Origin of the sequence: Shewanella sairae, from assembly GCF_023283535.1 — a bacterium.
GTDB classification, from domain to species: Bacteria; Pseudomonadota; Gammaproteobacteria; order Enterobacterales; family Shewanellaceae; genus Shewanella; species Shewanella sairae.
Window position 1 is genome coordinate 22213 of sequence record NZ_JAKILT010000008.1, and the last position, 24437, is coordinate 46649.

At 43.9% G+C, this 24437-nt stretch carries 17 protein-coding genes; 4 read left to right on the forward strand and 13 right to left on the reverse strand.

What is annotated here, in order from left to right; translation table 11 throughout:
* The first annotated feature begins 17 nt into the window (after positions 1-17).
* From recC to L2748_RS04815, 4 genes are all read left to right on the forward strand, one after another.
* On the forward strand, positions 18-3650 hold the full coding sequence (gene recC / locus L2748_RS04800; protein WP_220780857.1) for an exodeoxyribonuclease V subunit gamma: 3633 nt from the start codon (positions 18-20) through the stop codon (positions 3648-3650).
* A 14-nt stretch (positions 3651-3664) separates the two neighbouring features.
* Complete coding sequence (recB, locus tag L2748_RS04805; RefSeq protein WP_373317202.1) at positions 3665-7318, forward strand: exodeoxyribonuclease V subunit beta; 3654 nt, start codon at positions 3665-3667, stop codon at positions 7316-7318.
* Entirely contained in the window at positions 7315-9300 is a 1986-nt protein-coding gene (recD, locus tag L2748_RS04810; protein WP_220780856.1) for an exodeoxyribonuclease V subunit alpha, read from the forward strand. The genes recB and recD overlap by 4 nt, the downstream gene beginning before the upstream one ends.
* Before the next feature lie 168 nt (positions 9301-9468).
* A complete protein-coding gene (locus tag L2748_RS04815; RefSeq protein ID WP_220780855.1) occupies positions 9469-10473 on the forward strand; it encodes a D-alanine--D-alanine ligase in 1005 nt (334 codons plus the stop codon).
* A 101-nt stretch (positions 10474-10574) separates the two neighbouring features.
* Here the strand turns inward: L2748_RS04815 and L2748_RS04820 are convergent, their stop codons facing one another.
* The 13 genes from L2748_RS04820 to L2748_RS04880 all read right to left on the reverse strand — a co-directional run bounded on the left by L2748_RS04820 (position 10575) and on the right by L2748_RS04880 (position 24419).
* A complete protein-coding gene (locus L2748_RS04820) occupies positions 10575-11174 on the reverse strand; it encodes a cytochrome c3 family protein (protein ID WP_220780854.1) in 600 nt (199 codons plus the stop codon).
* A gap of 8 nt (positions 11175-11182) precedes the next feature.
* On the reverse strand, positions 11183-11671 hold the full coding sequence (locus L2748_RS04825) for a nitrate reductase cytochrome c-type subunit (protein WP_220780853.1): 489 nt from the start codon (positions 11669-11671) through the stop codon (positions 11183-11185).
* A 10-nt stretch (positions 11672-11681) separates the two neighbouring features.
* Positions 11682-14171: a nitrate reductase catalytic subunit NapA gene (napA, locus tag L2748_RS04830; protein WP_220780868.1), complete on the reverse strand. Its 2490-nt coding sequence runs from the start codon at positions 14169-14171 to the stop codon at positions 11682-11684.
* 2 nt (positions 14172-14173) lie between these two features.
* Positions 14174-14431 carry a chaperone NapD gene (locus tag L2748_RS04835; RefSeq protein WP_220780852.1) on the reverse strand — a complete coding sequence of 86 codons (258 nt, stop codon included), beginning with the start codon at positions 14429-14431 and terminating at the stop codon, positions 14174-14176.
* Positions 14432-14471: 40 nt separating this feature from the next.
* Entirely contained in the window at positions 14472-14630 is a 159-nt protein-coding gene (locus L2748_RS04840; RefSeq protein ID WP_012155661.1) for a periplasmic nitrate reductase, NapE protein, read from the reverse strand.
* Positions 14631-15081: 451 nt separating this feature from the next.
* The gene (locus L2748_RS04845; RefSeq protein ID WP_220780851.1) at positions 15082-15669 is read right to left on the reverse strand and encodes a NapC/NirT family cytochrome c; all 588 of its coding nucleotides are present in this window, start codon (positions 15667-15669) and stop codon (positions 15082-15084) included.
* 342 nt (positions 15670-16011) lie between these two features.
* Positions 16012-19893, reverse strand: a complete 3882-nt coding sequence (hrpA, locus tag L2748_RS04850; protein WP_220780850.1) for an ATP-dependent RNA helicase HrpA — start codon at positions 19891-19893, stop codon at positions 16012-16014.
* Positions 19894-20097: 204 nt separating this feature from the next.
* Positions 20098-20514: a CBS domain-containing protein gene (locus L2748_RS04855; protein WP_220780849.1), complete on the reverse strand. Its 417-nt coding sequence runs from the start codon at positions 20512-20514 to the stop codon at positions 20098-20100.
* A 116-nt stretch (positions 20515-20630) separates the two neighbouring features.
* The gene (locus L2748_RS04860; protein ID WP_220780848.1) at positions 20631-21017 is read right to left on the reverse strand and encodes a DUF3592 domain-containing protein; all 387 of its coding nucleotides are present in this window, start codon (positions 21015-21017) and stop codon (positions 20631-20633) included.
* A gap of 174 nt (positions 21018-21191) precedes the next feature.
* Positions 21192-21656 carry a GNAT family N-acetyltransferase gene (locus tag L2748_RS04865; protein ID WP_246616139.1) on the reverse strand — a complete coding sequence of 155 codons (465 nt, stop codon included), beginning with the start codon at positions 21654-21656 and terminating at the stop codon, positions 21192-21194.
* Between the two features lie 405 nt (positions 21657-22061).
* Positions 22062-22517, reverse strand: coding sequence for a xanthine phosphoribosyltransferase (gene gpt / locus L2748_RS04870; RefSeq protein ID WP_220780846.1), 456 nt, complete (start codon positions 22515-22517; stop codon positions 22062-22064).
* A gap of 329 nt (positions 22518-22846) precedes the next feature.
* Positions 22847-23176: a hypothetical protein gene (locus tag L2748_RS04875; protein WP_220780845.1), complete on the reverse strand. Its 330-nt coding sequence runs from the start codon at positions 23174-23176 to the stop codon at positions 22847-22849.
* 226 nt (positions 23177-23402) lie between these two features.
* A complete protein-coding gene (locus tag L2748_RS04880) occupies positions 23403-24419 on the reverse strand; it encodes an isoaspartyl peptidase/L-asparaginase family protein (RefSeq protein WP_220780867.1) in 1017 nt (338 codons plus the stop codon).
* Between the last annotated feature and the right edge of the window lie 18 nt (positions 24420-24437).

The window sequence follows — 24437 nt, forward strand, 5'->3', positions numbered from 1 at the left end:
GTTGTTAAAGGACCGCCATGCTATATCTCGTGCAATCTAACCAAATGGAAGCATTATCAGCCTTGTTAGCTCATGAGCTGAAAACGCCCTTACCTAATACCCCGCTATTAATGCCTGAACACATTTTGGTGCAAAGCCCGGGCATGTCCACTTGGTTACGATTAGAAATTGCTAGGCAGAATAACATTGCCGCAGGACTTGAGTTCCCGCTACCCTCTAGTTTTATCTGGCAACTTTGCCACACCTTGCTAGATGACGTTCCCAAAGAGAACGCGTTTACCAAAGCCGCCATGACATGGAAGCTTATGGAGCTGTTGCCGACCTTAATCGATCGGGAAGACTTCTTACCGCTGGCAAATTACCTTAATAACGGCAATGCTGAAACAGAGATATCAAGCAGCGCAGCACTCGATAACCAAACAAACGCTATCGGCGACCAAGAAACCGCGCAGAATCCATTAAAGCTATATCAGCTTTGTGGCCAAATCGCCGATATTTTTGACCAATACTTAGTTTACCGTCCAGACTGGATAACAGCATGGGAAGCTAACGAGCCAACCCTGCCGCCAAAAGGCGATAAGCTCAGCCCTGCACAAGCATGGCAACCGATCCTGTGGCGCGCACTAATCGACTTTAATGCCAATACCCTACACAAAAGTCAGTATCACCGCGCCAATTTACATCAAGCGCTGTTTGATGCTCTTGATGAGCCAAACACTAATCTAGATGCTTTACCAAGACGGCTATTTGTATTTGGTATTTCATCAATGGCGCCACAAACCTTAGATGTACTGCACTACTTAGCTAAGCGTATTGACGTCATCATGTTGAATTTAAGTCCGTGTCAGCATTACTGGGGGGATATTGTCGATCCTCGCCTGCGTGCACGCATGGCGCTGCAATATGCAGACAAAAACAAACTTGAACTAGAATGGGAAGATAAACTTGAAGTGGGCAACCCATTGCTAGCCAATAACGGCAAAATGGGCCGTGAACTGCTCGACTTATTGCTCGAACTGCCAGAAGAGCATACGGCTTTTAACTTTGATTGTTATCAAGAGCCTAACACCAAAAGCATGTTAAGCGGCGTGCAATACGATATTTTAGAGCTCAGCACTCGCGGCCAAAGCCTTGGACCAGATGCCGCGCTTTATTTAAGCCTTGATGGCCGACGGGTGATAACACCTGATGACAACTCAATCACCATGAGAAGTTGCCACAGCCCGCTGCGTGAAGTTGAAACTTTGCACGACCATTTACTCGAAATGCTATCGCGCCCAGAAACCAATGCACAAGCTGCGCTTAGCCCCAAAGACATAGTGATCATGATGCCCGATGTGGCGGCGTACGCGCCTTATATCGACGCGGTATTTGGCGCCAAACAAGGCAGCCATTATATTCCTTATGCCATTGCCGATCGCGGCGCAGCTCAGGAATCACCACTGATTGCCAGCTTTTTACATCTATTGAAAATCAATCAAAGCCGCTTTGGACTCACAGATATCCTCAGTATTCTAGAGGTGCCAGCAGTGCTGCGCCGCTTTGAGCTTGATGATGAAAGCTTAGCCGTCATCAAACGCTGGTTAGAGCAAGCTGGTGTGCGCTGGGGCCGCAATGAAGCCAGCCGCACAGAGTATCAACTGCCCGCATTTGAGCAAAACTCTTGGTCTTTTGGCATTAAAAGGCTCATCTTAGGCTATAGCTTTAGCGATGACGCCCCAATCTACCAACACAGCTTGTCAGTCAACGGTGTTGAAGGTCAAACGGCGCAAGCTCTGGGTAAGTTACTCGATTTTATTGAAGCTCTCGATCAAGTGCAGCAAGAATTAGCTGAAGTATCTAACCTTGAGCAGCGCATGGCACAACTTGAAAGTATTCTTGAAGATTTTTATGAGGTTGACGATGATGAGCGGGTGCAGCAACAAGAGATCCGCGACGCGATTGCAAAGCTCAATGATGAGTTAACAGAAGCCGGCCACACTAGTCCACTTACCATTGAAGTGCTGCAAAACTGGTTCAATAGCCGTTTATCCGAATCTCGGGTGGGTCAGCGTTACCTTGCCGGTAGCGTTAACTTTTGTACCTTAATGCCAATGCGTTCAATTCCTTTTAAACTGGTATGCCTACTGGGAATGAACGATGGCGTTTACCCAAGAGTGCAGCACCCTGTTGGTTTTGATTTAGTGGCGCAAATGGGGCCAAGAAAAGGTGACCGCTCACGCCGTTTAGATGATAGATACCTATTTTTAGAAGCAATTCTATCGGCAAGAGAGCAACTTTACATCAGCTTTATTGGTAACAGTGAGCGTGATGATTCTGAGCGGATCCCGTCGATGCTGGTTTCTGAATTAGTCGAATATTGCCAGCTGGTTTACCTGCCGCAATCCCTTGAGCAGCATTTGCATGATGAGCAGGTTGAGCCGAACTTAATCGATAGTATTGAAAAGCAGATCCGTGAGCGGCTTATTATCAAGCAGCCATTGCAGCCCTTTGATGGCAGACTCTATCAAGTTGCAGCAAGCCAAGAGGCATCACCTATCCAGCAAAGCTATGCGGCCCAGTGGTGTCCAGCCTCAACGGTAATGGATAAGGATTCTGTTGACTCAAGCAAGCATGGCAAACGATTTATCGGTGCTAATAGCCAAATATTACCTTTTACTGATGATAGCAATGCTGATCAAACAGTACCTGAATTGGAAGTATCAGCGTTAATTCGCTTTTTTAGAAACCCAGCGCAGTATTTCTTTAACCGTACTCTTAAAGTGGATCTTAGCTTATCTATCCAAGCAGACGACAATGATGAGCCATTTAGCCTAAACGCGCTTGAACGTTATAAACTCCAAGCCGTGTTACTCGACAGCGCTATTGATAGCGGCGTCGAAAAACCCAATCAAGAGTTGCTCGAACGCTTAAAGGCGCAAGGCAACCTACCATTAAAACCCTTTGATGACTTGCTGCTCAATCAGTACTTGCATGACATTAAACCGTTAGTTGGCAGAAGCTTATACTTGAAAGGCGATAAGTCGCATTCAATAGATATCGACTTACACTTTGAAGAGTTAAGCCTCAACCTTGTGGGGCGTATTGATGATTTAAGTGCTAAAGGCTTAGTCAATTACCGCCCAGGCACCGCCAATGGCCGCGATTTGATCCGCGTGTATCTACGCCACTTGTGTTTGTGCGCCATGCAGCAAGAAGATGCAAGCAATAAGCAATCGTCGTTGCCAATGAGCAGTTACCTGCTAGATATCGGTAATTTCCACGCATTTGCACCGATTACGCCAGATCAGGCCAAAGCACAATTAAACCTGTGGTTAAGTTATTTCCAGCAAGGACAAATTCATCCGCTCATGTTTATGCCGCGCACAGCCCTCGCTTATGTTGAGGCTGAAGGCTCGCATTGGCAAAAGCTGATTGAAGCGCAATCCCAATGGCTTGATGAACAAAGCCAATTAGGTGAAGGGCTAGAACCGCATTTTCAACGTTTGTTTAATTTTCCTGATGATTTCACCGAAGATAATTTTGGCAACATCGCTAATCAACTGTTGGCACCGCTGCTAAGCCTTTATCACAAAGATAGGCTAAGTGAGTTAGCCAAGTTTGTAGAAGCTGGCGTCGATACGGCACATTTAGGCGAGGTAAAGTCATGAGCCAACAACAATCTATGAAAACAGATATTAATATGGCCGATAACACAAGCACAGCAACTATCGTTACTGAGCCACTCGACACTCTCACCTTGCCTTTTGGCGGTAGTCGATTAATTGAAGCCAGTGCCGGTACAGGTAAAACCTTTACCATTGCGGGTTTGTACGTGCGTTTATTGCTCGGTCACGGGATTGAGTCACCACTGACCTGTGAGCAAATTTTGGTTGTAACCTTTACCAATGCAGCTACGGGCGAGCTAAGAGATCGTATTCGTAAAAAAATCCAGCTCGCTTATCGGTGCTTTATTGGTTTAGAAGTCAAAGACGATTTAATCAACGCACTATATCAGGCAACCGCAGAGGCTGAATTGCCACTAGTAAGAAAACGCTTAGATCTTGCCTTAAAGTCGTTAGATGAAGCGGCAATCTATACCATCCATGGCTTTTGTCAGCGAATTTTGGCTGATATGGCCTTTGAGTCATCGTTACTGTTTGAGTCAGAATTCACCTTAGATGACAGTGAGTTTGTACATCATGCGGTGCGCGATTTTTGGCGAGAGAAATGCTACCCGCTTAGTGGCAGTTTAGCCGATGTGATTCAGTCAAAGTTTAGCGATCCTGACGCGCTATCTCGTCAACTTAGGCCCATTCTTGGTGCCAGTAGCGCGATTGCAACACCTGCGCCGAGAGCCTTTGACAAACTTGAAGTTGAGCTTAATGAAAGCCTAAATCGCTTTAAGAAAAATTGGCCCAATGCGCGTGGTCAAACGGAAGAGTTACTGCACTCACTGCCGCTAAACGGTGCACGTTTTGGCAAGCAGGCTGACGGTTACCCAAAACTTGCTAAAATGCTCGACGAACTCGACAATTGGGCGGCCTTTGGCCAAGGCTTGCCGCCCGCAAAAGTGCTCGATGCGCTATCGCTTAATAATTTAAAGCTAAACAAAGGCGGTCAAATCCCAACGGCGCAACAAGCACCAGAGCTTGACCATATCGAGCGCCTTGCCGAGTTAATCACCAGCCTGATTCCAAGCTTTTTATATTGTGCCAGAGATGGGATCTCCAAGCGCTTTGCCGCGCAAAAGCTCGAGCGTAATTTACTCACACCAGATGATCTGTTACTTACCCTTGCGGGTGCATTAAAAGCATCGCAAGAGTTGGGCCTTGCCAATAGTATTAGTCAGCGCTTTCCGGTTGCCTTAATCGATGAGTTTCAAGACACAGATCCACTGCAATTTGAGATTTTTAATACGATTTATCAAAGTGATAAAAACGACGATTCTGACGTAGCTGTAGAGACGCGCAAAGATAAGCTAAGCCTATTGATGATTGGCGATCCTAAGCAGGCTATTTATGCGTTTCGCGGCGCCGATATTCATACCTACATTCATGCCCGTGAACAAACAGCTAAGCATTACAACCTAGATACCAACTATCGCTCCAATAAACAGATGGTTGAAGCGGTCAACGGTATCTTTAGCCAAAAAGATGACCCCTTTATTAGCCTGTCAATTCCATTTGAATCGGTAAAAGCATCAAGCTTTGCCGACAGCAAAATATTGACCGAGCAAACAGCAGATAATAGTGCGCTGCGTTTAAGACTGTTAAGCGAAGAGGCTGAGAAAGGCCTTAATAAAACCACCGCACGGCAACTGATAGCAAACGATGTCGCCGATGAGATCACCACACTGCTTACCGATGCTCAGCAAAACCAATGTTTAATTGGCAGCTCACCTTTAAAGGCCAAGGACATTGCCGTACTGGTAAGAGACCGACATGAAGCCAATGTTATCAAGTCAGCGTTAAATCAACGCCAAATAGGTGCAGTATTTTTAAGCCGCGATAGCGTATTTGGCACCTTAGAGGCACGCGAACTCGCACTCGTACTGTATGCGATTAGCGATCCAAAAGATGAGCGAGCACTGCGCAGCGCCCTTGCTACTTCGTTACTTGGATACAGCGCTGAAGCGATTCATCTATTTAATCAAGATGAAGATAAGCGTCAAACCTTGCTCGAGCAGTTTGCCGAATTACATCAAGTATGGATAAAGCGCGGCATTATGCCCGCCTTGCTTACCCTTGCCAGCCAAACTCAAATCATTGAGCGCTTGCTTAGCGACAGTGATGGCGAGCGCCGTTTAACCGACTTTAGGCATTTAGGTGAATTGCTGCAGCAAAAAGCCACCGAGCTTGACGGCATGAGTGCCCTCATCAACTGGTTTGAGCAAGCACTTATTGAAAATCAGCCGAGTGAAGATGCGCAGCTACGCCTTGAAAGCGAGCAAAACCTGGTACAAATTGTCACCATCCATAAAAGTAAAGGTCTGGAATATCCAATCTGCTTTGTGCCTTTTGTCAGCTTAAGCCGAGATAATCGTAAAAAGCCATCGCCGATGCTTTATCACGACAACAACCAGTTGATTTGGGATATTGAGCAAACAGATGAAGGTTGGGAGCGACAAAAGCGTGAAACCTTAGCCGAAGATCTGCGTTTACTGTATGTTGCGCTCACTCGCCCGGTGCTTAAGTGCTATTTGTATATTGCTAACCATAGCCGTTTTACCAAAAAATCAGGCATGACCAGCCAGCTACACGAAACCGCAATCGGCTACCTGCTAGGTATTGAGGACAAAGCCTGTGATTACGATAGACTGCTCACTCAGGCTAAACGCTTACAACAAACTTGCCCCGTTGCGATGAGTCTACATGAATTGGCCCCGGCAGGTAGCGGCAATCTTGCAGATGCTGAAATACGCCTACTTGAAACTTGCGATAGCGCGCCAACACACTTTGCGCCTAAGTATCTTAATCGCCCTCACCTGACGCCTTGGCGAGTCGGCAGTTATTCAGGGCTAGTTAAGCATCTTGCCCATGAGAAAGTGTTACCCGGCGCTGACGATGAAGTCTTTCCCGAGGTGGATGTGATAAGCGATGAAGTCGATGACACCCCATCGCGGTTTACCTTTGAGCGCGGTGCTAACGCCGGTAGCTTTATGCACCTTGTATTAGAGCTTATTGACTTTACTAATGCAGACAAAGAGTTAGATGAGCAACTCCCTATCGCTATGCTCAAATATGGCATAGATGAAAGCTGGACCCAAGTGCTAAAAGACTGGTACATGGATCTGCTGCATGCCCCGTTGGCAACGGATGGATCGTTGACTTTAGCGCAACTTAGCAATCAACAAAAACTGGTTGAAATGGAGTTTTACCTGCCAATTGATGCACTCAATGCTGAAAAACTGAATCAATTGCTAAGTGAATTTGACTACAGCGCGGGACTGGCTTTTGATGAGTTAAAAGGGATGTTAAAGGGCTTTGTGGATTTGACATTTGAGCACAATAATCAATTCTTTATCGCCGATTATAAGTCTAACCATTTAGGCGATGATCTGAATTTATATCATTTTAATAATATGCAGCAGGCGATCCGCTCTCACCGCTATGATCTGCAATACATTATCTATACCTTAGCCCTGCATAGGTATTTGTCATTACGTATGCCTAACTATGATTACGAGCAACACATTGGTGGCAGTTTCTACCTCTTTTTACGCGGCATGTCGCAATCAAGCCCGCAATCAGGTGTGTACTACGACAAACCACCCAAATTACTTATTGAGAAGCTCGATGCTTTATTTAGCAATACAGCATCAGTGGAGGCAAAATGATCGCCGCAACTAAATCAATAAACGAGTTACTTAGAGAGTGGCAACAAGCTCGGTTAATGACCTCACTAGATAGACACTTTGCCTTAGAAATGAGTAAGCTACATGGAGAGTCATCGCCTTTATTTACGCTTATATGCGCACTCGTAAGCCAGTACTTGTCGAGTCAGCACACCTGCTTACCGCTCAGGCAGATTGATTTATCTAACCCATTTAAAGAACAATCGAGCCAATGCCAAATAGAGCTCGACCTTTTATCACTAGAGCAAGCATTACTCAACTTTGATGCCATAAGTACGCCGAAAAATGGCGCACTAACGCCGCTGATCCTTGATAAAGGTAATCTATACCTACAGCGCTATTATCACTATGAAACAGAAGTCGCAGACTCACTCAAACGTTTATCGTTTGCAGAGCAACATGCTGCCCCTCAGTTAACTGATATAAAGGCAGTGAATGAGCTATTGGGTAAGCTTTTCCCGCCTACCGAATTACAATACGATTGGCAAAAAATAGCCACAGCTACCGCAATGACTAAAAAGCTCGCGGTGATCACCGGCGGTCCGGGCACAGGTAAAACCACAACGGTAACAAAGCTGCTGTATCTACTCTGTGCAGGCCAAGATCTCACCATACGATTAGTTGCGCCAACCGGTAAAGCCGCGGCAAGATTAAGTGAGTCAATAAAAGCCTCCAAGCAACGCCTAGCCAATGAACTGGCTCAAGCCAATATTGCTGATTTAGACAAAAACATCGCCAAAGTGCCAGAAGATGCTGCTACCCTGCATCGCTTGTTAGGCGTTATTCCTAACTCACATCAGTTTAGGCACCATAAAGATAATCCTTTGCGTCTAGACTTATTAGTGATTGATGAAGCCTCTATGGTCGACTTGCCGATGATGCACAAGGTGTTATCGGCGCTACCTGAACATGCCAGCTTAATATTACTTGGCGATCAAGATCAGCTAGCTTCTGTAGAAGCGGGCGCTGTACTTGCCGATATCTGCGCAGGCTTAAAACAGGTATCAAAAACAACAGGTAAAAGCCGCTGGCAGATGCGCTATTCACAGGCTCAAGCTGAAAAGCTGAGTCAATTAACCGATAGTACCCTCACCGCTTTTACTCACCCCAGCCCGAAAATTGGCGATAGTTTATGTATGCTAATGCACAGTCATCGTTTTCAAGGCGATGCAGGGATAGGCCAATTGGCACTGGCCGTTAATCAGTCGAATTTACCGCGTGTCGCCGAAGTGTGGCAACATGGTTATCAAGAACTGCGCTGGATAGAACACAGCCTGCTCAACCAACAAAGCAATACGTCAAGCAATACAGGTCTTGAAAGCCTATTAGCCGAATCCGTTGACAAATATGGTCTTTATTTAACCGCTATCAAGCAAGCAAATACACAAACGGGCCTTGATGCCGAGGCCATTATTGATAGCTTTAACCAATACCGGATTTTATGTGCCATGCGCGCTGGCGAGTATGGGGTTGAAGGGATCAACCAAAGTGTTACCTCAGCCCTAGCAGCTGGCGGATTAATTAAACCCGAGCAAGAGTTTTATGCTGGGCGGCCAATTATCATCCAAAGTAACGACTATAACCTCGGCTTATTCAATGGCGATATTGGGCTTATCCTCCCAGATCCTCAAAGTCAAAACGGACGATTGATGGCACACTTTATTCAAGCAGACGGCAGCTTACTAAAAGTGCTGCCTGCAAGACTGCCCAGCCATGAGACTTGTTACGCCATGACAGTGCATAAAAGCCAAGGTAGTGAGTTTAGCCATGTGTCGCTTGTACTGCCAATAAGACCAAGTGTGGCGCAACAACAATTGTTATCCAAAGAACTGGTTTATACCGCCATTACCCGTGCTAAACATCACTTTAGCTGTTTAGGCAGCCAAAGAGTATTTGAGCAAGCCTGCACCAGGCTACCCCAACGGGCATCAGGCTTAGCCCAACGACTCTGGCGTGATGCATAGTGAAAGATTTGATTTCAGACTTTAATGTAAACTAAGCGTAAAATGCTTAATCGACTCGAATATAAAAGCAGCATTTAAGCCATAAGCAACATGGATTACTTGCATTAAAAGGCGATTACGCCATAGTGATTCAGCTGACTTTTATTATGGGCAACTGCTGGAGAGAAAATGACCCAAAAGAATATATTACTATTGTGCGGTGGTGGTGGTGATGAACACAGCATCTCACTCTTATCAGCCAATTTTTTTGAAGCCCAATTAGCCACGTTATCTCATTTCAATGTGCTGCGCGTTGAGCTTAATGCTCAAGGCCAATATCACACTCAAACAGGCGAACTGTGTGAGCTAACCAATAGCAGACAAATTCGCTTTGCAGACCACAGCAAAACCGCTTGGGATGTGGATTACGTGATCCCCTGTATGCACGGCTACCCAGGTGAAACTGGCGATATTCAATCTTACTTTGAGCTTATCAATCTGCCGTACTTTGGCTGTGACTCAGAAGCCAGCAGTAACTGCTTTAATAAAGTGACCGCTAAAATGTGGTTTAGCGCCCTTGGGATCCCCAATACGCCATATATTTTCTTAAACGAATTTAACCAAGATGCCGTTCAACAAACTGAGCAAGCACTTGAAAAATGGGGCTCAATCTTTATTAAAGCGGCATCACAGGGCTCATCAGTCGGCTGTTACCGCGTTGATACACTTGAGCAATTAGCGACTTCACTTGAAGAAGCCTTTAAGTACTCACCTTACGTTGTGGTAGAAAAAACCATTAACGCCCGTGAACTTGAAGTTGCGACCTATGAAGTTAACGGCGAAATTGTTGCCACTAAACCGGGTGAGATTGTTTGTGCTAGCAATACTTTCTATAGCTTTGATGAAAAGTATGCTGAAAATAGCCAAGCACAGACTGTGATTGAAGCCGATGTTGATGCGGCGACCGCTAAGCAAATTCAAGAATATGCGATTAAAGCATTCAAAGGTATGAAGCTGCGTCATTTATCTAGAATCGACTTCTTTTTAACTGATGAAAATGAGATTTTGCTTAATGAGATCAATACCTTCCCAGGGCAAACTCATATTTCGATGTTCCCTAAGATGCTACAGAATCATGGTGATGATTTTGCCCAGTATCTTTCAGGTAATATTTTGGCGCAGTTAAAAAGCTAACGTACACGCTAATGTAAAAGCTTTTGCCTTTAGCCTAAAAACGAAAAGCCAGCGCAATATGCGCTGGCTTTTTAATTTTAAGCTATCAAAACAAGGTTAGTCTACCAACCTTCTACCCCTTTCATGTCTGGCAGCTGATGCGCGATGCCTTTATGGCAATCAATACAAGTCTTCTCACCACTGGCTAATGAGGTCGAGTGCATATTTGCTGCTCGTTGAGACTGGCGCGTAAAGTCCATGTAATCAAAGTTATGACAGTTTCGACATTCCAATGAATCATTAGCTTTTAAACGTGCCCACTCATGCTCGGCAAGTTCTAAGCGTTTTGCTTCAAACTTTTCTCGAGTATTAATGGTACCAAAAAGCTTGCCCCAAACTTCTTTCGAAGCTTGCATCTTACGGGCTATTTTATCGGTCCAATTGTGTGGTACATGACAATCAGGACACGTCGCTCTCACACCACTTCGGTTAGTAAAGTGGATGGTAGATTGAAGCTCTTGATACACGTTATTTTCCATCTCATGACAGCTAATACAAAACGCTTCGGTATTGGATACTGATAACGCCGTATTAAAGCCACCCCAAAAAATAACCCCAGCAATAAAGCCACCGAGTGTTAGAAAACCTAAGCTATAGTGCACACTTGGTTTTCTGAGTACTGCCCAGACTTTCTTAAGGGTAGCGAGTAATTTCGCAATCATAACCGCTCCTAGTGCTTAGCTTCTTTCTTAACGTCAGCTTTTATTAGTGTATCCATATCGACAAACTCATTAGGCACTAATACTTTAGCGTCTAACTGCGGTACATGGCACTGGGTACAGAAATAGCGTCTTGGTGACAGCGTTGCCAAAAAGTTATTCTCACGGTCCATATAGTGAGTCACACTCACCATCGGCGCTTGCGAGTCACCCGTTCGAGTACGAGCATGGCAAGACATACACTTATTAACGTTAAGGTTAAGCTGATAGCCATCAATCTTGTGCGGAATAACGGGTGGCTGCATTGGGTAATTACGCACCTCTTTTACATCGGAGTTGATCACCTTTTGCATGACCGGCGGAGTCGGCTCAATATTAAGTGGCGCTTCACGCAGCGTTGCGATTTTATCGGCGGGGATCCCCTCTGCCGATACACTAAATGCGCTACTTAGCGAGATGGCCATCAAGGCAGCAGCGGATACACGTAGTAATGTTTTCATGATATTGCTCCTATGCCTTAACGATTTTAACGGCGCACTTTTTAAAGTCAGTTTGTTTTGACAAAGGATCCGTCGCATCTAGGGTCACTTTGTTAATCAACTGACTGGCGTCAAACCAAGGCACAAAAACAAGACCGACTGGTGGCTTATTACGACCTCTGGTTTCAACACGGGTTTTAATTTCACCTCGACGGGAAATAACACGTACTTCATCACCACGGCGCAGGCCACGTTTTTTAGCATCATCTGGGTGCATAAAACACACCGCATCAGGAAACGCTTTATAAAGCTCTGGTACACGCTGCGTCATTGAGCCTGAATGCCAATGCTCTAGTACCCGTCCTGTCGATAACCAAATATCAAACTCTTCATCAGGCGATTCAGCGGCATGCTCATAAGGCAGCGCAAAAATAACTGCTTTACCGTCAGGTTTTCCGTAAAATTCGAAACCTTTACCCGCCTTCACATACGGATCGCTGCCTTCTCTAAAGCGCCATTTGGTTTCTTTACCATTGACCACAGGCCAGCGCAGACCATGCACTTCATGGTAGGTATCAAATGGTGCTAAGTCATGACCGTGGCCACGACCAAATGTGGCATATTCTTCAAACAAGCCTTTTTGCACATAGAAACCAAAATCTTTAGCCTCATCATTCATGTACTTGCTATCGGTGTCAGACAATGGGAACTTTTCAACATTGCCATTTTGGTAGAGCACTTCAAATAACGTCTTACCTTTAAATTCAGGATTTGCAGCCAGTACATCAGCAGGCCAAACCTCATCGGTTGTAAAGCGCTTAGAGAACTCCATTAACTGCCACAGATCTGAACGAGATTCACCCGGCGCTTTCACCATCTGGTGCCAGAACTGAGTACGTCGCTCAGCATTACCATAGGCGCCTTCTTTTTCAACCCACATTGCTGACGGTAAAATCATATCTGCTGCTTGGGTTGTTACTGTTGGATAGGCGTCTGAAACCACAATGAAGTTTTCAGGATTACGATAACCCGGTAAACCTTCTTCATTCATATTCGGGGCGGCTTGCATATTGTTATTGACTTGCACCCAGTACATGTTCAAATCGCCATCCTTCAAACGGCGGTTTTGCTCAACAGCATGATAACCAGGTTTTGGAGGAATAATGCCACTTGGAATGCGCCAAATTTTCTCAGCAATTGCTCTATGCTTCGGATTATTCACCACTAAATCGGCCGGTAAGCGATGAGAGAAAGTGCCCACTTCACGCGCGGTACCACATGCTGATGGTTGCCCAGTAAGTGAGAATGGACTGTTACCAGGCGTAGAAATCTTACCCGTTAGCAGATGGATATTATAAATCAGGTTATTACACCAAACGCCACGAGTGTGCTGGTTAAAGCCCATGGTCCAGAATGACGTTACTTTTCTATCGGGATCGGCATAAAGCTCGGCTAACTCAATCAATTTATGTTCAGGTACGCCAGAAAGTTCACTCACTGACTTAACATCGTAATCAGCAACAAAGGCTTTAAAGGCGTCAAAATCGATTGACGTAGAATCACCTGCGGTTTTGACATTCTTAGCGGCTTTTTGTAATGGATGTGATGGGCGCAGGCCATAACCAATATCGGTTTCACCCTTACGGAAGTTAACGTGCTTGTTAACAAAGTCCCAATTCACTTTGTCATTTTGAATAATGTAGTTGGCAATGAAATTCAGCATGGCCAAATCGGTTTGTGGGGTGAACACTATGCCTAAATCAGCTAAATCAAATGATCTATGCTCAAAGGTTGATAATACCGATACTTTGACATGTGGTGCACTTAAGCGACGGTCGGTAACCCGGCTCCACAAGATCGGATGCATCTCTGCCATATTAGAGCCCCAAAGTACAAAGGCGTCGGCAGCTTCCATATCATCGTAACATCCCATAGGCTCATCGATACCAAAGGTACGCATAAAGCCGCCCACAGCAGATGCCATACAGTGGCGCGCATTGGGGTCAATATTGTTTGAGCCAAAGCCTGCTTTCATCAGTTTAGAAGCGGCGTAACCTTCCCAAACTGTCCACTGACCCGAGCCAAACATCCCCACTGCAGTAGGCCCTTTTTCTTTAATGGTCTTTTTCCACTTTTCAGCCATGGTGTCAAAAGCCGTGTCCCAAGAGATCGGCGTAAACTCACCATTTTTATCATACTTGCCGTTAGTCATACGCAACATAGGTGTTTGCAGCCTGTCTTTGGCATACATGATTTTCGACAGGAAATAACCTTTAATACAGTTTAAGCCGCGGTTCACTTCACTTTTAGCGTCACCGTGCGTCGCAACCACTTTGCCATCACGCGTGGCAACAATCACCGAGCAACCCGTACCACAAAAACGGCATGGCGCTTTATTCCATTCTAGTTTTGTTTCTTCAGAACTCGTGATTAGGTTACTTGCTGTTGCAGGTAAAGCTAAACCGGCTACGCTCGCTGCGGTAAGAGCGGCGTTAGCTTTCATAAATTCGCGTCTATTCATTTTCATTGTTCACCCTCTTCAAGTACTTCACTTTGGTGATAAACCATTGCAGCCGACAACACACCGGGGATGGCGTTTATCGTTTCAATATCTGTCATCAGTGATTTCTGGCTATCGCCTTCTAGCACCACGACCAATTTCACTTCGTTATTAACCGAGAGTTCAGCATTTTCCATTTTGATAATGGCTTGCCTTACCTCAGGCATTTGTTCTGGCTGCACTTGGAGTACCAAGCTTGTTACGTGAAGTTCATTGCTCATCTGTATCACTCTGTTTATTTATATTTTTGTTTTTATCGTTTTAACCTGCACCTGGCGGACCGGTTAGAATTTGGCTAAACCAAATTGCGAAACCTAAGCCTGATACAAGTAAAACTGACAGTAGAGGGGCGAGAAATACCGTTAGAAATATGAAAATTCTAAACTCCAGCTTTTTCTCATCATTCGGTGTGGAACTCATAAATCCTCCAACAAGTGGGCTCATTTAATCGGTTTACGAATGGATTGAGCAAAATGTCTAACTAAGCATTTCGATTTATTACTCTACGTTAGTTCGCTCAACTTGAGTTAAAATGATAGCAATAACGTAACAATCACCTGTATACCCCCAATTTGGTAAACCACTACAGAGGTTGATCCAGATCATCATCTTTGGTTAATCAATGGTTTAACCACACATCCTAAACGAACTTACCGATTAGAAAGGCGCATTAAAACCTTGTTAAACTATTCATAACACACTAAACAATGGTTTAAAGGTGGTTAAATATCAAACTATTGGGTGGTTTTGATAACAAAATATTCACTAAGAGGTATTAAGCTTATTTTAAGACTACTCAATTATTAACCTGCAAAGTGATTATTAAGTTAGGCGAATGAGCAAGAAGACGATAATCGCTTTCGATTTTTGCTCACCAGCCCTCAACGCCTTGCATATCTGGAAGTTGATGTGCGATCCCCTTATGGCAATCGATACAGGTTTTTTCACCGCTTTCTAAAAAGGTGGAATGCATTTTGGCTGCGCGATCTGATTGGCGAGTGAAATCCATATAATCGAATTCGTGACAGTTACGGCATTCGAGTGAGTTGTTGGCTTTTAATCGTGTCCATTCTCGCTGCGCCATCTCTTTGCGATGGGCTTCAAACTTTTCCGGTGTATCAATGGTACCGACTAGATAGGCCCAAACCTCTTTTGACGCTTGCATTTTTCGGGCGATTTTATCGGTCCATTTATGTGGGACGTGGCAATCATGGCAAGTGGCACGAACGCCACTACGATTAGAAAAGTGGATGGTAGGCTCCATCTCTTGATAAACATTTTGATGGCAACTGCTGCAAAATTCTTCGGTACTCGAAAGCTCTAATGCGGTATTAAACGCCCCCCAAAAAATCACTCCAGCGACAAAGCCGCCTAATACTAAAAAGCCTAAGCTATAATGAACGCTTGGTTTTTTAAGCACTTGCCATATTTTATTGAGGAAAAATTTTAGCTTCGCCATAGTAATTCCTTTTTGTCATCAAACATTGCTTTGCAGCTGAGGCTGGGAACTGTGTGTTAAAAATACTTTTACAATCAATAAGCTTTAAACGTTACAACCCCACAGTTCACTTAATCAGTATATGTTCAAGCTAGCCTACCTGCTCAACATTTAATCTAAACCTATTAATTACTACCTCGAACGATAAGGATTAGATCACTTTTAATTTCTTTAAAGATCACTGTTTGAGAACGTGCAGGAAAGAGACTGAAAGCAAAGAGACAATGAACACGAGATATGATTTTTTAGATACAAAAAAGCGCACCTAAAAAGGTGCGCTTCATCTATAAACAATAAAGCGAATTACACTTGCGCGATTTGATTCAGAATACGCTTTTCTGAGATTGGATAAGCCGTACCTAGCACCTGGGCAAAACAGGACACTCGATACTCTTCAATCATCCATCTAGCTTCAATCAAAGCATCTGGCACAGGTTGTGACTTAGGCAATTTCGCCATTTGCGCTTTAAGTAGCTCTTGAACCTTATTAACGCTCAGCATGTGAATGCGGTCGCGATTAGGGTCAACGGGTAGCTTCTCTAAACGGTTTTCAATGCCTTTTAAATAACGATTCAAATCACCAAGACGTTGCCAACCAGACTGCTCAACAAAGCCTTTAAACACCAATTGGTCTAACTGGCTTTGAATATCACTCATCGCAAACGCAATATCTAAGCTAATTTTACCTTTTAGGCGTTTTTTAATCCGGTTATAAATGGTTAAGATCTCTTCCACTTTTAAGGCAATTTTTTCCGCTGTCGGATTAAGCTCCTGCCTTACCCAGTCTTTCGCTTCAGTAAAGGCGGTCTCAGACCGGACATCAATGCCCTTCTCATCCAGTAGCTGTTGTACAGCCGCAGATAGAATGTCATCAATTAAGATATTCACCTGGCCAAAAGGATTAAAATACATCGCAAGCTTTGCCTTGTTCGGCAGTGATTTTTGCAAATGTTTTACCGGCGATGGAATATTCAGTAATAGCAAACGCTGTAGACCAATACGATGCTGCTTTTGCGCTTCAAATTCATCATCAAATAATTTGATCGACACGCTGGTTTTATCATCCACCAGCGCAGGAAACGCTTTAACTTCGAAGTTGCCCTTCTTTTGCTCAAACTGTTTAGGTAAATCGCCAAAGGTCCATTGCTCTAGCCCTTTTTTCTCAATACCTGAGTCAGCAACGCTGCGAATAGCCTGCACGACTTGGCCTTGCATACTCGCCTTTAATGGCTCTAATTCTCGCCCTTCAGCAAGTAATTTCCCCTTGTCACCTTCGATCTTAAAGTTAACTAAAAGATGCTTAGTTAACTGAGAAGTATCAAAATCTTCTGGTGAAATCCGCGTTCCGCTCATACGCAGCAGCTGTTTGCACATGGCATCGATTAAAGGTAACTCAAACGGTGTCATCGCCTGTAAACAGGCTTTTGCATAATCTGGCGCAGGCACAAAGTTACGGCGCAGCGCTTTTGGTAAAGACTTGATGAGTGCAATACACTTTTCTTCACGCAAGCCCGCCACTATCCAGTCAAAATCACTTTCATCAATCTGGTTAATCAAAGCAACCGGAATATGCACAGATACGCCGTCATCAGGCAGCGATGGCTCAAAATGATAACTGACTTTAAGCACCAAGTTGCCTTTGTGCCATTTCTCGGGGAAATCTAGTGCTGAAATATGCTCGCTACTGCGCTGCATCAAGCTTTCACGCTCAAAATCTAATAGATCAGGCGTGGATTTTTTAGCCGCTTTCCACCATTTTAAAAACTTTGGTGCGTTATATATACCATCTGGGATCTTCGGCTCATAAAACGCATATAAGGCTTGTTCATCGACCAGAATATCTCGGCGGCGCGACTTATGTTCAAGTGATTCAATGTCGAGCAATAGCTTCTGGTTGTTAATAAAGAAGGCTTCGTTAGTGCGTAACTCACCATCAGCCAGAGCTGAGCGAATAAAGATTTCACGCGCTTCGACGGGCTCAACTGGACCATATTGTACTTTGCGGCGATTAACAATTTGTAAGCCATACAGTACTTGGTTTTCAAGTGCTACCACCGAGCCTTGTTTTGATTCAAAGTGTGGCTCTACATAATTCTTTTTCACTAGATGCGCCGCTAGCGGCTCAACCCATTCAGGTTGGATTTTGGCGCAGCAACGGGCAAATAAACGCGATGTTTCCGTCATCTCAGCCGCCATGATCCATTTAGGGCCTTTTTTAGCTAAAGGAGAACCAGGGAACACAAAGAACTTACGGTTACGAGCGCCAAGATACTCGTTATCTTTATCTTTAAAACCGATATGGCTTAATAGACCGGTCAATAACGAGCGATGCAAGCCTTCATAATCAAGCTCATCGCTTGGCGAGTTAAGCTTCCACTTAAGCTCATGGGTCGCTTGCCTTAGCTGGGTGTACAAGTCTTGCCATTCGCGCACCCTTAGATACGCTAGGAACTCCGCCTTACATTGCTTTCTAAACTGGCTACTCGACAGCTCTTTCTGGCTTTGTTTAATGTGATCCCACAGGTGTAACCAAGAAACAAAGTCTGAATCTTTATCGCTATATCGATTATGTGCCTGATCGGCTGCTTGCTTCTTGTCCATTGGACGTTCACGAGGATCTTGAATAGATAGACCCGCAGTGATCACTAAAGCTTCATTTAAGCAACCGTTTTGCTGAGCTTCTATCACCATACGCGCTAAACGAGGATCCACCGGAATATGCGCTAACTGACGACCAAGCTGAGTTAAGTCGAGTCTGCCCTTCTTTTTCACTACCGCTTGTAACTCTTCTAGCAGCATAAAACCGTCACGAATGTAACGCGAATCAGGCGGCTGAATAAACGGGAAGCCTTCAATATCGCCTAAGCCAATCGATAGCATTTTTAGAATAACTGAGGCTAAGTTAGTGCGTAAAATCTCTGGATCGGTAAAGCCTGGACGCGAAACAAAATCATCTTCGCTATATAGACGAATACAAATACCCGGCGCGACACGGCCACAACGGCCTTGACGCTGGTTAGCACTTGCCTGAGAAATCGGCTCAATCGGTAAACGCTGTACTTTAGTGCGGTAACTGTAGCGGCTTATACGTGCAGTACCGGGGTCAATAACGTAGCGAATACCTGGTACCGTCAATGACGTTTCGGCAACGTTTGTCGCTAATACAATGCGGCGACCGACATGGCTCTTAAATACTTTTGATTGCTCGCCATAAGATAAACGCGCGTATAAAGGTAAGATCTCTGTGTCACGATAATTACGACGATTTAGCTGCTCAGCCACATCACGAATTTCGCGCTCACCATTCATAAAGATCAAAATGTCGCCTAAGCCTTCTTGCATTAGCTCATCGGTTGCGGCAAAAATACCTTCAATTAAATCTAAGTCATCGTCTTGATCTTGCACTAATGGGCGATAGCGAGTTTCAACCGGATAAGTACGGCCTGACACTTCTATCACAGGCGCGTTATTAAAGTGTTTTGAAAAACGGTCAACATCAATGGTTGCCGAAGTAATAATCACTTTAAGATCCGGACGCTTGCTCAATACGTTTTTCAGATAACCCAAAATGAAATCGATGTTAAGACTACGCTCATGCGCTTCATCGATAATGATAGTGTCGTATTGATTGAGATATTTATCATTAGTCAGTTCAGCCAATAAAATACCATCGGTCATCAATTTGATGTATGAGGTATCGTTAATGGCATCAGCAAAACGAACTTTAAAGCCCACGGCTTCACCTAATGGTGTGTTCATCTCTTCAGCAATACGCGTTGCAACGCTTCTTGCAGCTAGGCGGCGTGGCTGAGTATGACCAATCAGTCCACGTGTACCTAAGCCTAGCTCTAAACAGATCTTGGGTAACTGTGTGGTTTTACCTGAGCCGGTTTCACCGGCAACAATCACCACTTGATTGTTAGCAATGGCGGCTGCAATCTCATCGCGTTTTTGCGATACAGGTAGGCTGTCTGGATAAGTAATACTTGGGCGGTTCGCTAAACGCTGTTCCACTTTTTTACGTGACTCAAGCGCGACAGTTTCAAGTTTGTCAAGCGTGGCAGTTTTCTTGTCTGAGTCAGGCTCTTTTCGAAGCCTAAACAGACGACGCCTAATATAGGCAGCGTCAGCTTCATAACAGTGTTTTAAGAATGCGTTAGATAAAGGATGCTGTTGCGAACTCAAGTGCAAATTCCATAGCCAAGACGAAAGAAAGTGATCCTAGCAAGGAACGCTGACGGTTGGTATAGCTGACTTAAAAATACTTTAACCGTTATAACTTACACAGCGCAAAAAACGTAGGTTAATTAAGCAAAAGCCTCCACTAGAGACAAAAGGGCGTAAAGTGCCCTCTGGTTTGCTATCTAGAACGCCCAAACAAGCAGTGAATTACGCCGGCGTTAAATAACATTGCTGCATATAGGTATTAATTGCCGCCAGCACATTAGTTCTATTAATCGTACCAACTACTTTGCCCTCCTCCACAACGGGATACACCTTAGGTTTTGGGCCAAGCATTTGCTCTGCTAGCAACAATACACTGGAGTTTGGTGATACCGACAACACATCGGTGCGCATACAATCTTTGACAATCGCGGTTAAGTCGCAGTGATAGCTACTTTTAAGCATAACAGCCAAACAATCTTGCTGAGACAAGAACCCCACCAGCTTGCCATCACTTTCCACTACTGGCGCCCCCAGTTTTTTGTTATCCAATAATTTTTCTACCGCAGTGGCTAACGACATTGTTGGCGATAACAATACAGGTTGACGATCCATATGCTCTTGTACGTTTATTGAATCCATTTCGTTCCCCTATTTAGTTGTTCTATTGTTAGTTTAGCTAAGAATGAACAACATAGGCGGGGATTAAACCGATAACAGCAATCGGAAAAGGAAACCTAGAGGAAATATCGCTTCGCTTACCCAAATAAACCGAAATAATATGCAGGAATCGATAAGCCAATAAATAACACCCCTAAACCAGCTCCATTGCCTTTTGCCAACCGAGCATTAGCCTCATCATTCTTGTTATACAGCACAACTGCTGGATGCCCTTGTGGAATAATTTTATGCCTAAATGATGTTTTTGACCTTATCTCAAATACATTGCCATCGACTGAGTATTCAAATATAGGTCTATACATCTTTCTCTTGTTGTTATTGCTATCCTTTGATAGATACTCTTCATAACCTATAATTTTACCTTGGGTTTTTATCGCATTGTTATTAAACCTATAATAATCAAAGCATATGTATAGGCCTAATAAGCTAAAAATAATTGCAGCAATTAATGGAATAACGTCCATTTATCTCTCCTTGATGTTGAAAAATGTAAAAACAGAAAAAATTGGCCCTACATCTTTGCTGTAAAACTTAGCCAATCTATTATCTCCTTCGTCTACAGCCTATGGTAAACACCTGATATCGTAATATCAATTTCGAACCTCAAAACGCACCAAGCAATACATTTAGATGCTAGCTTAATAGTGAGAAAAACATTGCCTCGTTACCGTTCCCCACTTACTGTCTTCATATACGTCTTCGATATAATTACCTGATGTATAGTCACTGACAACATCACGCCAAAAACTAATTGCATACTCTGCTCCTGCCACTTGTTTGATTTCCCAAGAGCCAGCAAGCTCTTCAAACAAACTCGAAATAAAGCGTTTACCCACTTTATTTTTACGAAAGCAAGGCAGTACGTAAAAATCACAGATTTCATACGCTTTGGCAGACTTCTCGTCAATTGCTGTTAGAGCGGCTGGGATCCCATCAATATAAAGTAAATAACCAGTTACACTGCCAGCCAATTTCGGGTAGATCTCAAATAGGCCACAGGCATCTGGTTTCTCATCAACAATTTTTGAAAACTCCGCAGCATACCCTTGGTAAAGATTGCCGTAGACCTGAGCATTACTGTCGTCAACTTTAACTATATTCATCATAAACTCTTCACGTTATTGGACTATGTCGCATAATATCGCTTGTTTGATTTTCTTGGAATGACCATTTTCAATTGTTTAGCAAATACAGCTAAACATAGACATTAATAACCATTAATTCAGATTGATAATGTCATACTGGCAAAGAGACCTAAAAAATGAGCTTTAGAGTGGCTTTAACCGCAACTGACTTACAAGAATGGAGACATGTTTTATGTATGGCAGGAACATATGGTTTACAACAAGTGAGGAGCATCGTTACTCTTCGGTTAACCTGCCTCTTTGTTTACTAGGATTAGAGTCACTAATTAGCAACGAGTTCGAGTTGATAAACTCAAGGCACAAAAAAACCGAATAGCGGTCTATTCGGTTTTCATTTTCACCTTAAAATTGTAATTAAGGCGATTACTTACAAAGTGGCTCTCTGAAGCTAACACCTGTATCCCATGGCTGTTCAATCCAAGTGTCCTGCGGGATATCAACAATATAATCGTCAACAAGTGGCTTACCGGCAGGCTTAGCACACACTGTAACGAATTTAGCTTTAGGGTAAATTTCACGGACAATTTTAGCCGTTGAACCGCTATCAACTAAATCATCGATAACGATAAAGCCTTCGCCGTCACCTGGCGCTTGTTTGATGATTTTAGTTTCACGTTGATGGTCGTGATCATAACTTGAAATACAGATGGTATCGACATGGCGAATACCTAACTCGCGGGCTAGAATAGCTGCAGGCACCAAACCACCACGGCTTACTGCAATAATACCTTGCCATTGATCAGCAGGTAGTAAACGTTCAGCTAATTCACGGCTATAACCTTGCATTTGATCCCAAGTGATCAGAAATTTTTTGCTCATGTGCAACCTTTTTATGCGAGTACGCTTTTTTGAGGGGAAGAGATTGCGCGGCATTTTGGCTTTTTATTCATAGCCATACAAATAAATATTAGTGAGCTGTTTCACAGATTTTGACTTAGGCTGAATTCAATACAGCTAATGCCTCGCCTCAGTAGAAAAGCGTTACGCTATAGGCAATACTTTATAGCTAATATGTTGTGGTGCAGATATTAGTTCAGCTCTCAAAGACACACTTAGTCAGCTCAAATAAGCGCATTATTGCTCGAATATCGTTTAAACACAGGGATGATTAACACTCGCTCATCGACAATATAAGCCTCTAATCATGACTAACTTAGGTTTACGGCTTTTATCTGTTGGTATTTTTCTAATACACCATTTCGCTCAAGACCACGCTTAACACTGCTACATAACTTACCAAACCTGCGTATGTCATCAAACTGCGGTACATTGCCGTTGGCAATTGCACTTTCCCAGTAACTAAGCTCTCTATCCACTAACTCAAGCAATTTTTTAGGGCAGCCTAAACAGTTGCCATCAGGTCCACAAACAAAGGTCTCGGACTCATATAACGGCAACGTTTGTTTCACCTGCTCAATAATTTGCATCATGGCAGTTGCTCTATCTGGCTTTTTAGGTGTGCTTATTTGCTCTTTCATTGGCGCAACGACTTTAGTTTAAAGATAAGAATATGAAGCCTGCTGCTGATGCAAGCGAGTCTCACTGAGCGATATTATAAACCTTTAGGGGATCTTTGATTAGTGAATAATAATTTAAGTTGAATCTTTAATAAAAAAGCTCTTATATCAAAATATAAGAGCTTCTAAACTCACTGCATCGCCAGATTATTGCGTTTTCTGCAGCTAAATAAAGTGGATACTAGGGCTATAAGTCAGACCAAATCATCACTTGCGCAGGCTGGTTATTTTTCCGAGTCGCACGGTACATACCTTCAGTATTAAACGGTGTCGCAATATTGCCGCGTTGATCAATTGCAATCACACCGCCTGTGCCACCAGCCGTTATCAATCGTTGATTAATCACTTCATCTGCCGCTTGAATAATGGATTTGTTTTGATACTTCACTTTTGCGCAAATATCACCCGCCACATGATAACGTATAAAGTACTCACCGTGGCCTGTGGCTGAAACCGCGCAAACACCATTCTCAGCATAAGTGCCTGCGCCAATAACCGGGGAATCTCCGATGCGGCCAAAACGTTTTGCCGTCATACCACCAGTCGATGTACCTGCAGCTAAATTACCGTTTTGATCGAGTGCAACCGCACCTACCGTGCCGAACTTATAATCAAACTCACTGTATTCTAGAGCACTTTGCTTGTAGTTATGGCTAATACCTGCACCAGTACTGGCTTGATAATCCGCATTTGACTCAGCCTTACGGATTTTTTCTTTGGCGCTATTTAATTGTTGATAACGATTGTCGGTATCAAAATGATTAGCCGGTACCAACTGATAACCTTGAGTTAACGCAAACTCTTCAGCCCCTTGACCTGACAACATCACATGGGGTGACTTTTCCATAACCGTAATCGCTAAATCGATAGGGTTCTTGATATGCTTAACACCGGCTACAGCGCCAGCATTCATGGTTTTACCGTCCATAATCGACGCATCTAATTCATGGGCACCGTCAAACGTGTAAACAGCACCAACACCTGCGTTAAACAGTGGGCTATTTTCAAGAATATTAATCGATGCTTTCACCGCGACTATGCTGTCGCCACCTTTTGCGAGTACGTCATAGCCAGCATCGACCGCTTCTTGTAATTTAGCTCGATACGCTTTTTGCTGCTCAGGTGTTAAATTGGCCTTAGAAATTGTGCCCGCTCCACCATGAATCGCAATTGAAAACGGTTTATCATTTGCAATGGCATTCATTGATAAGCCTGTAGAGAA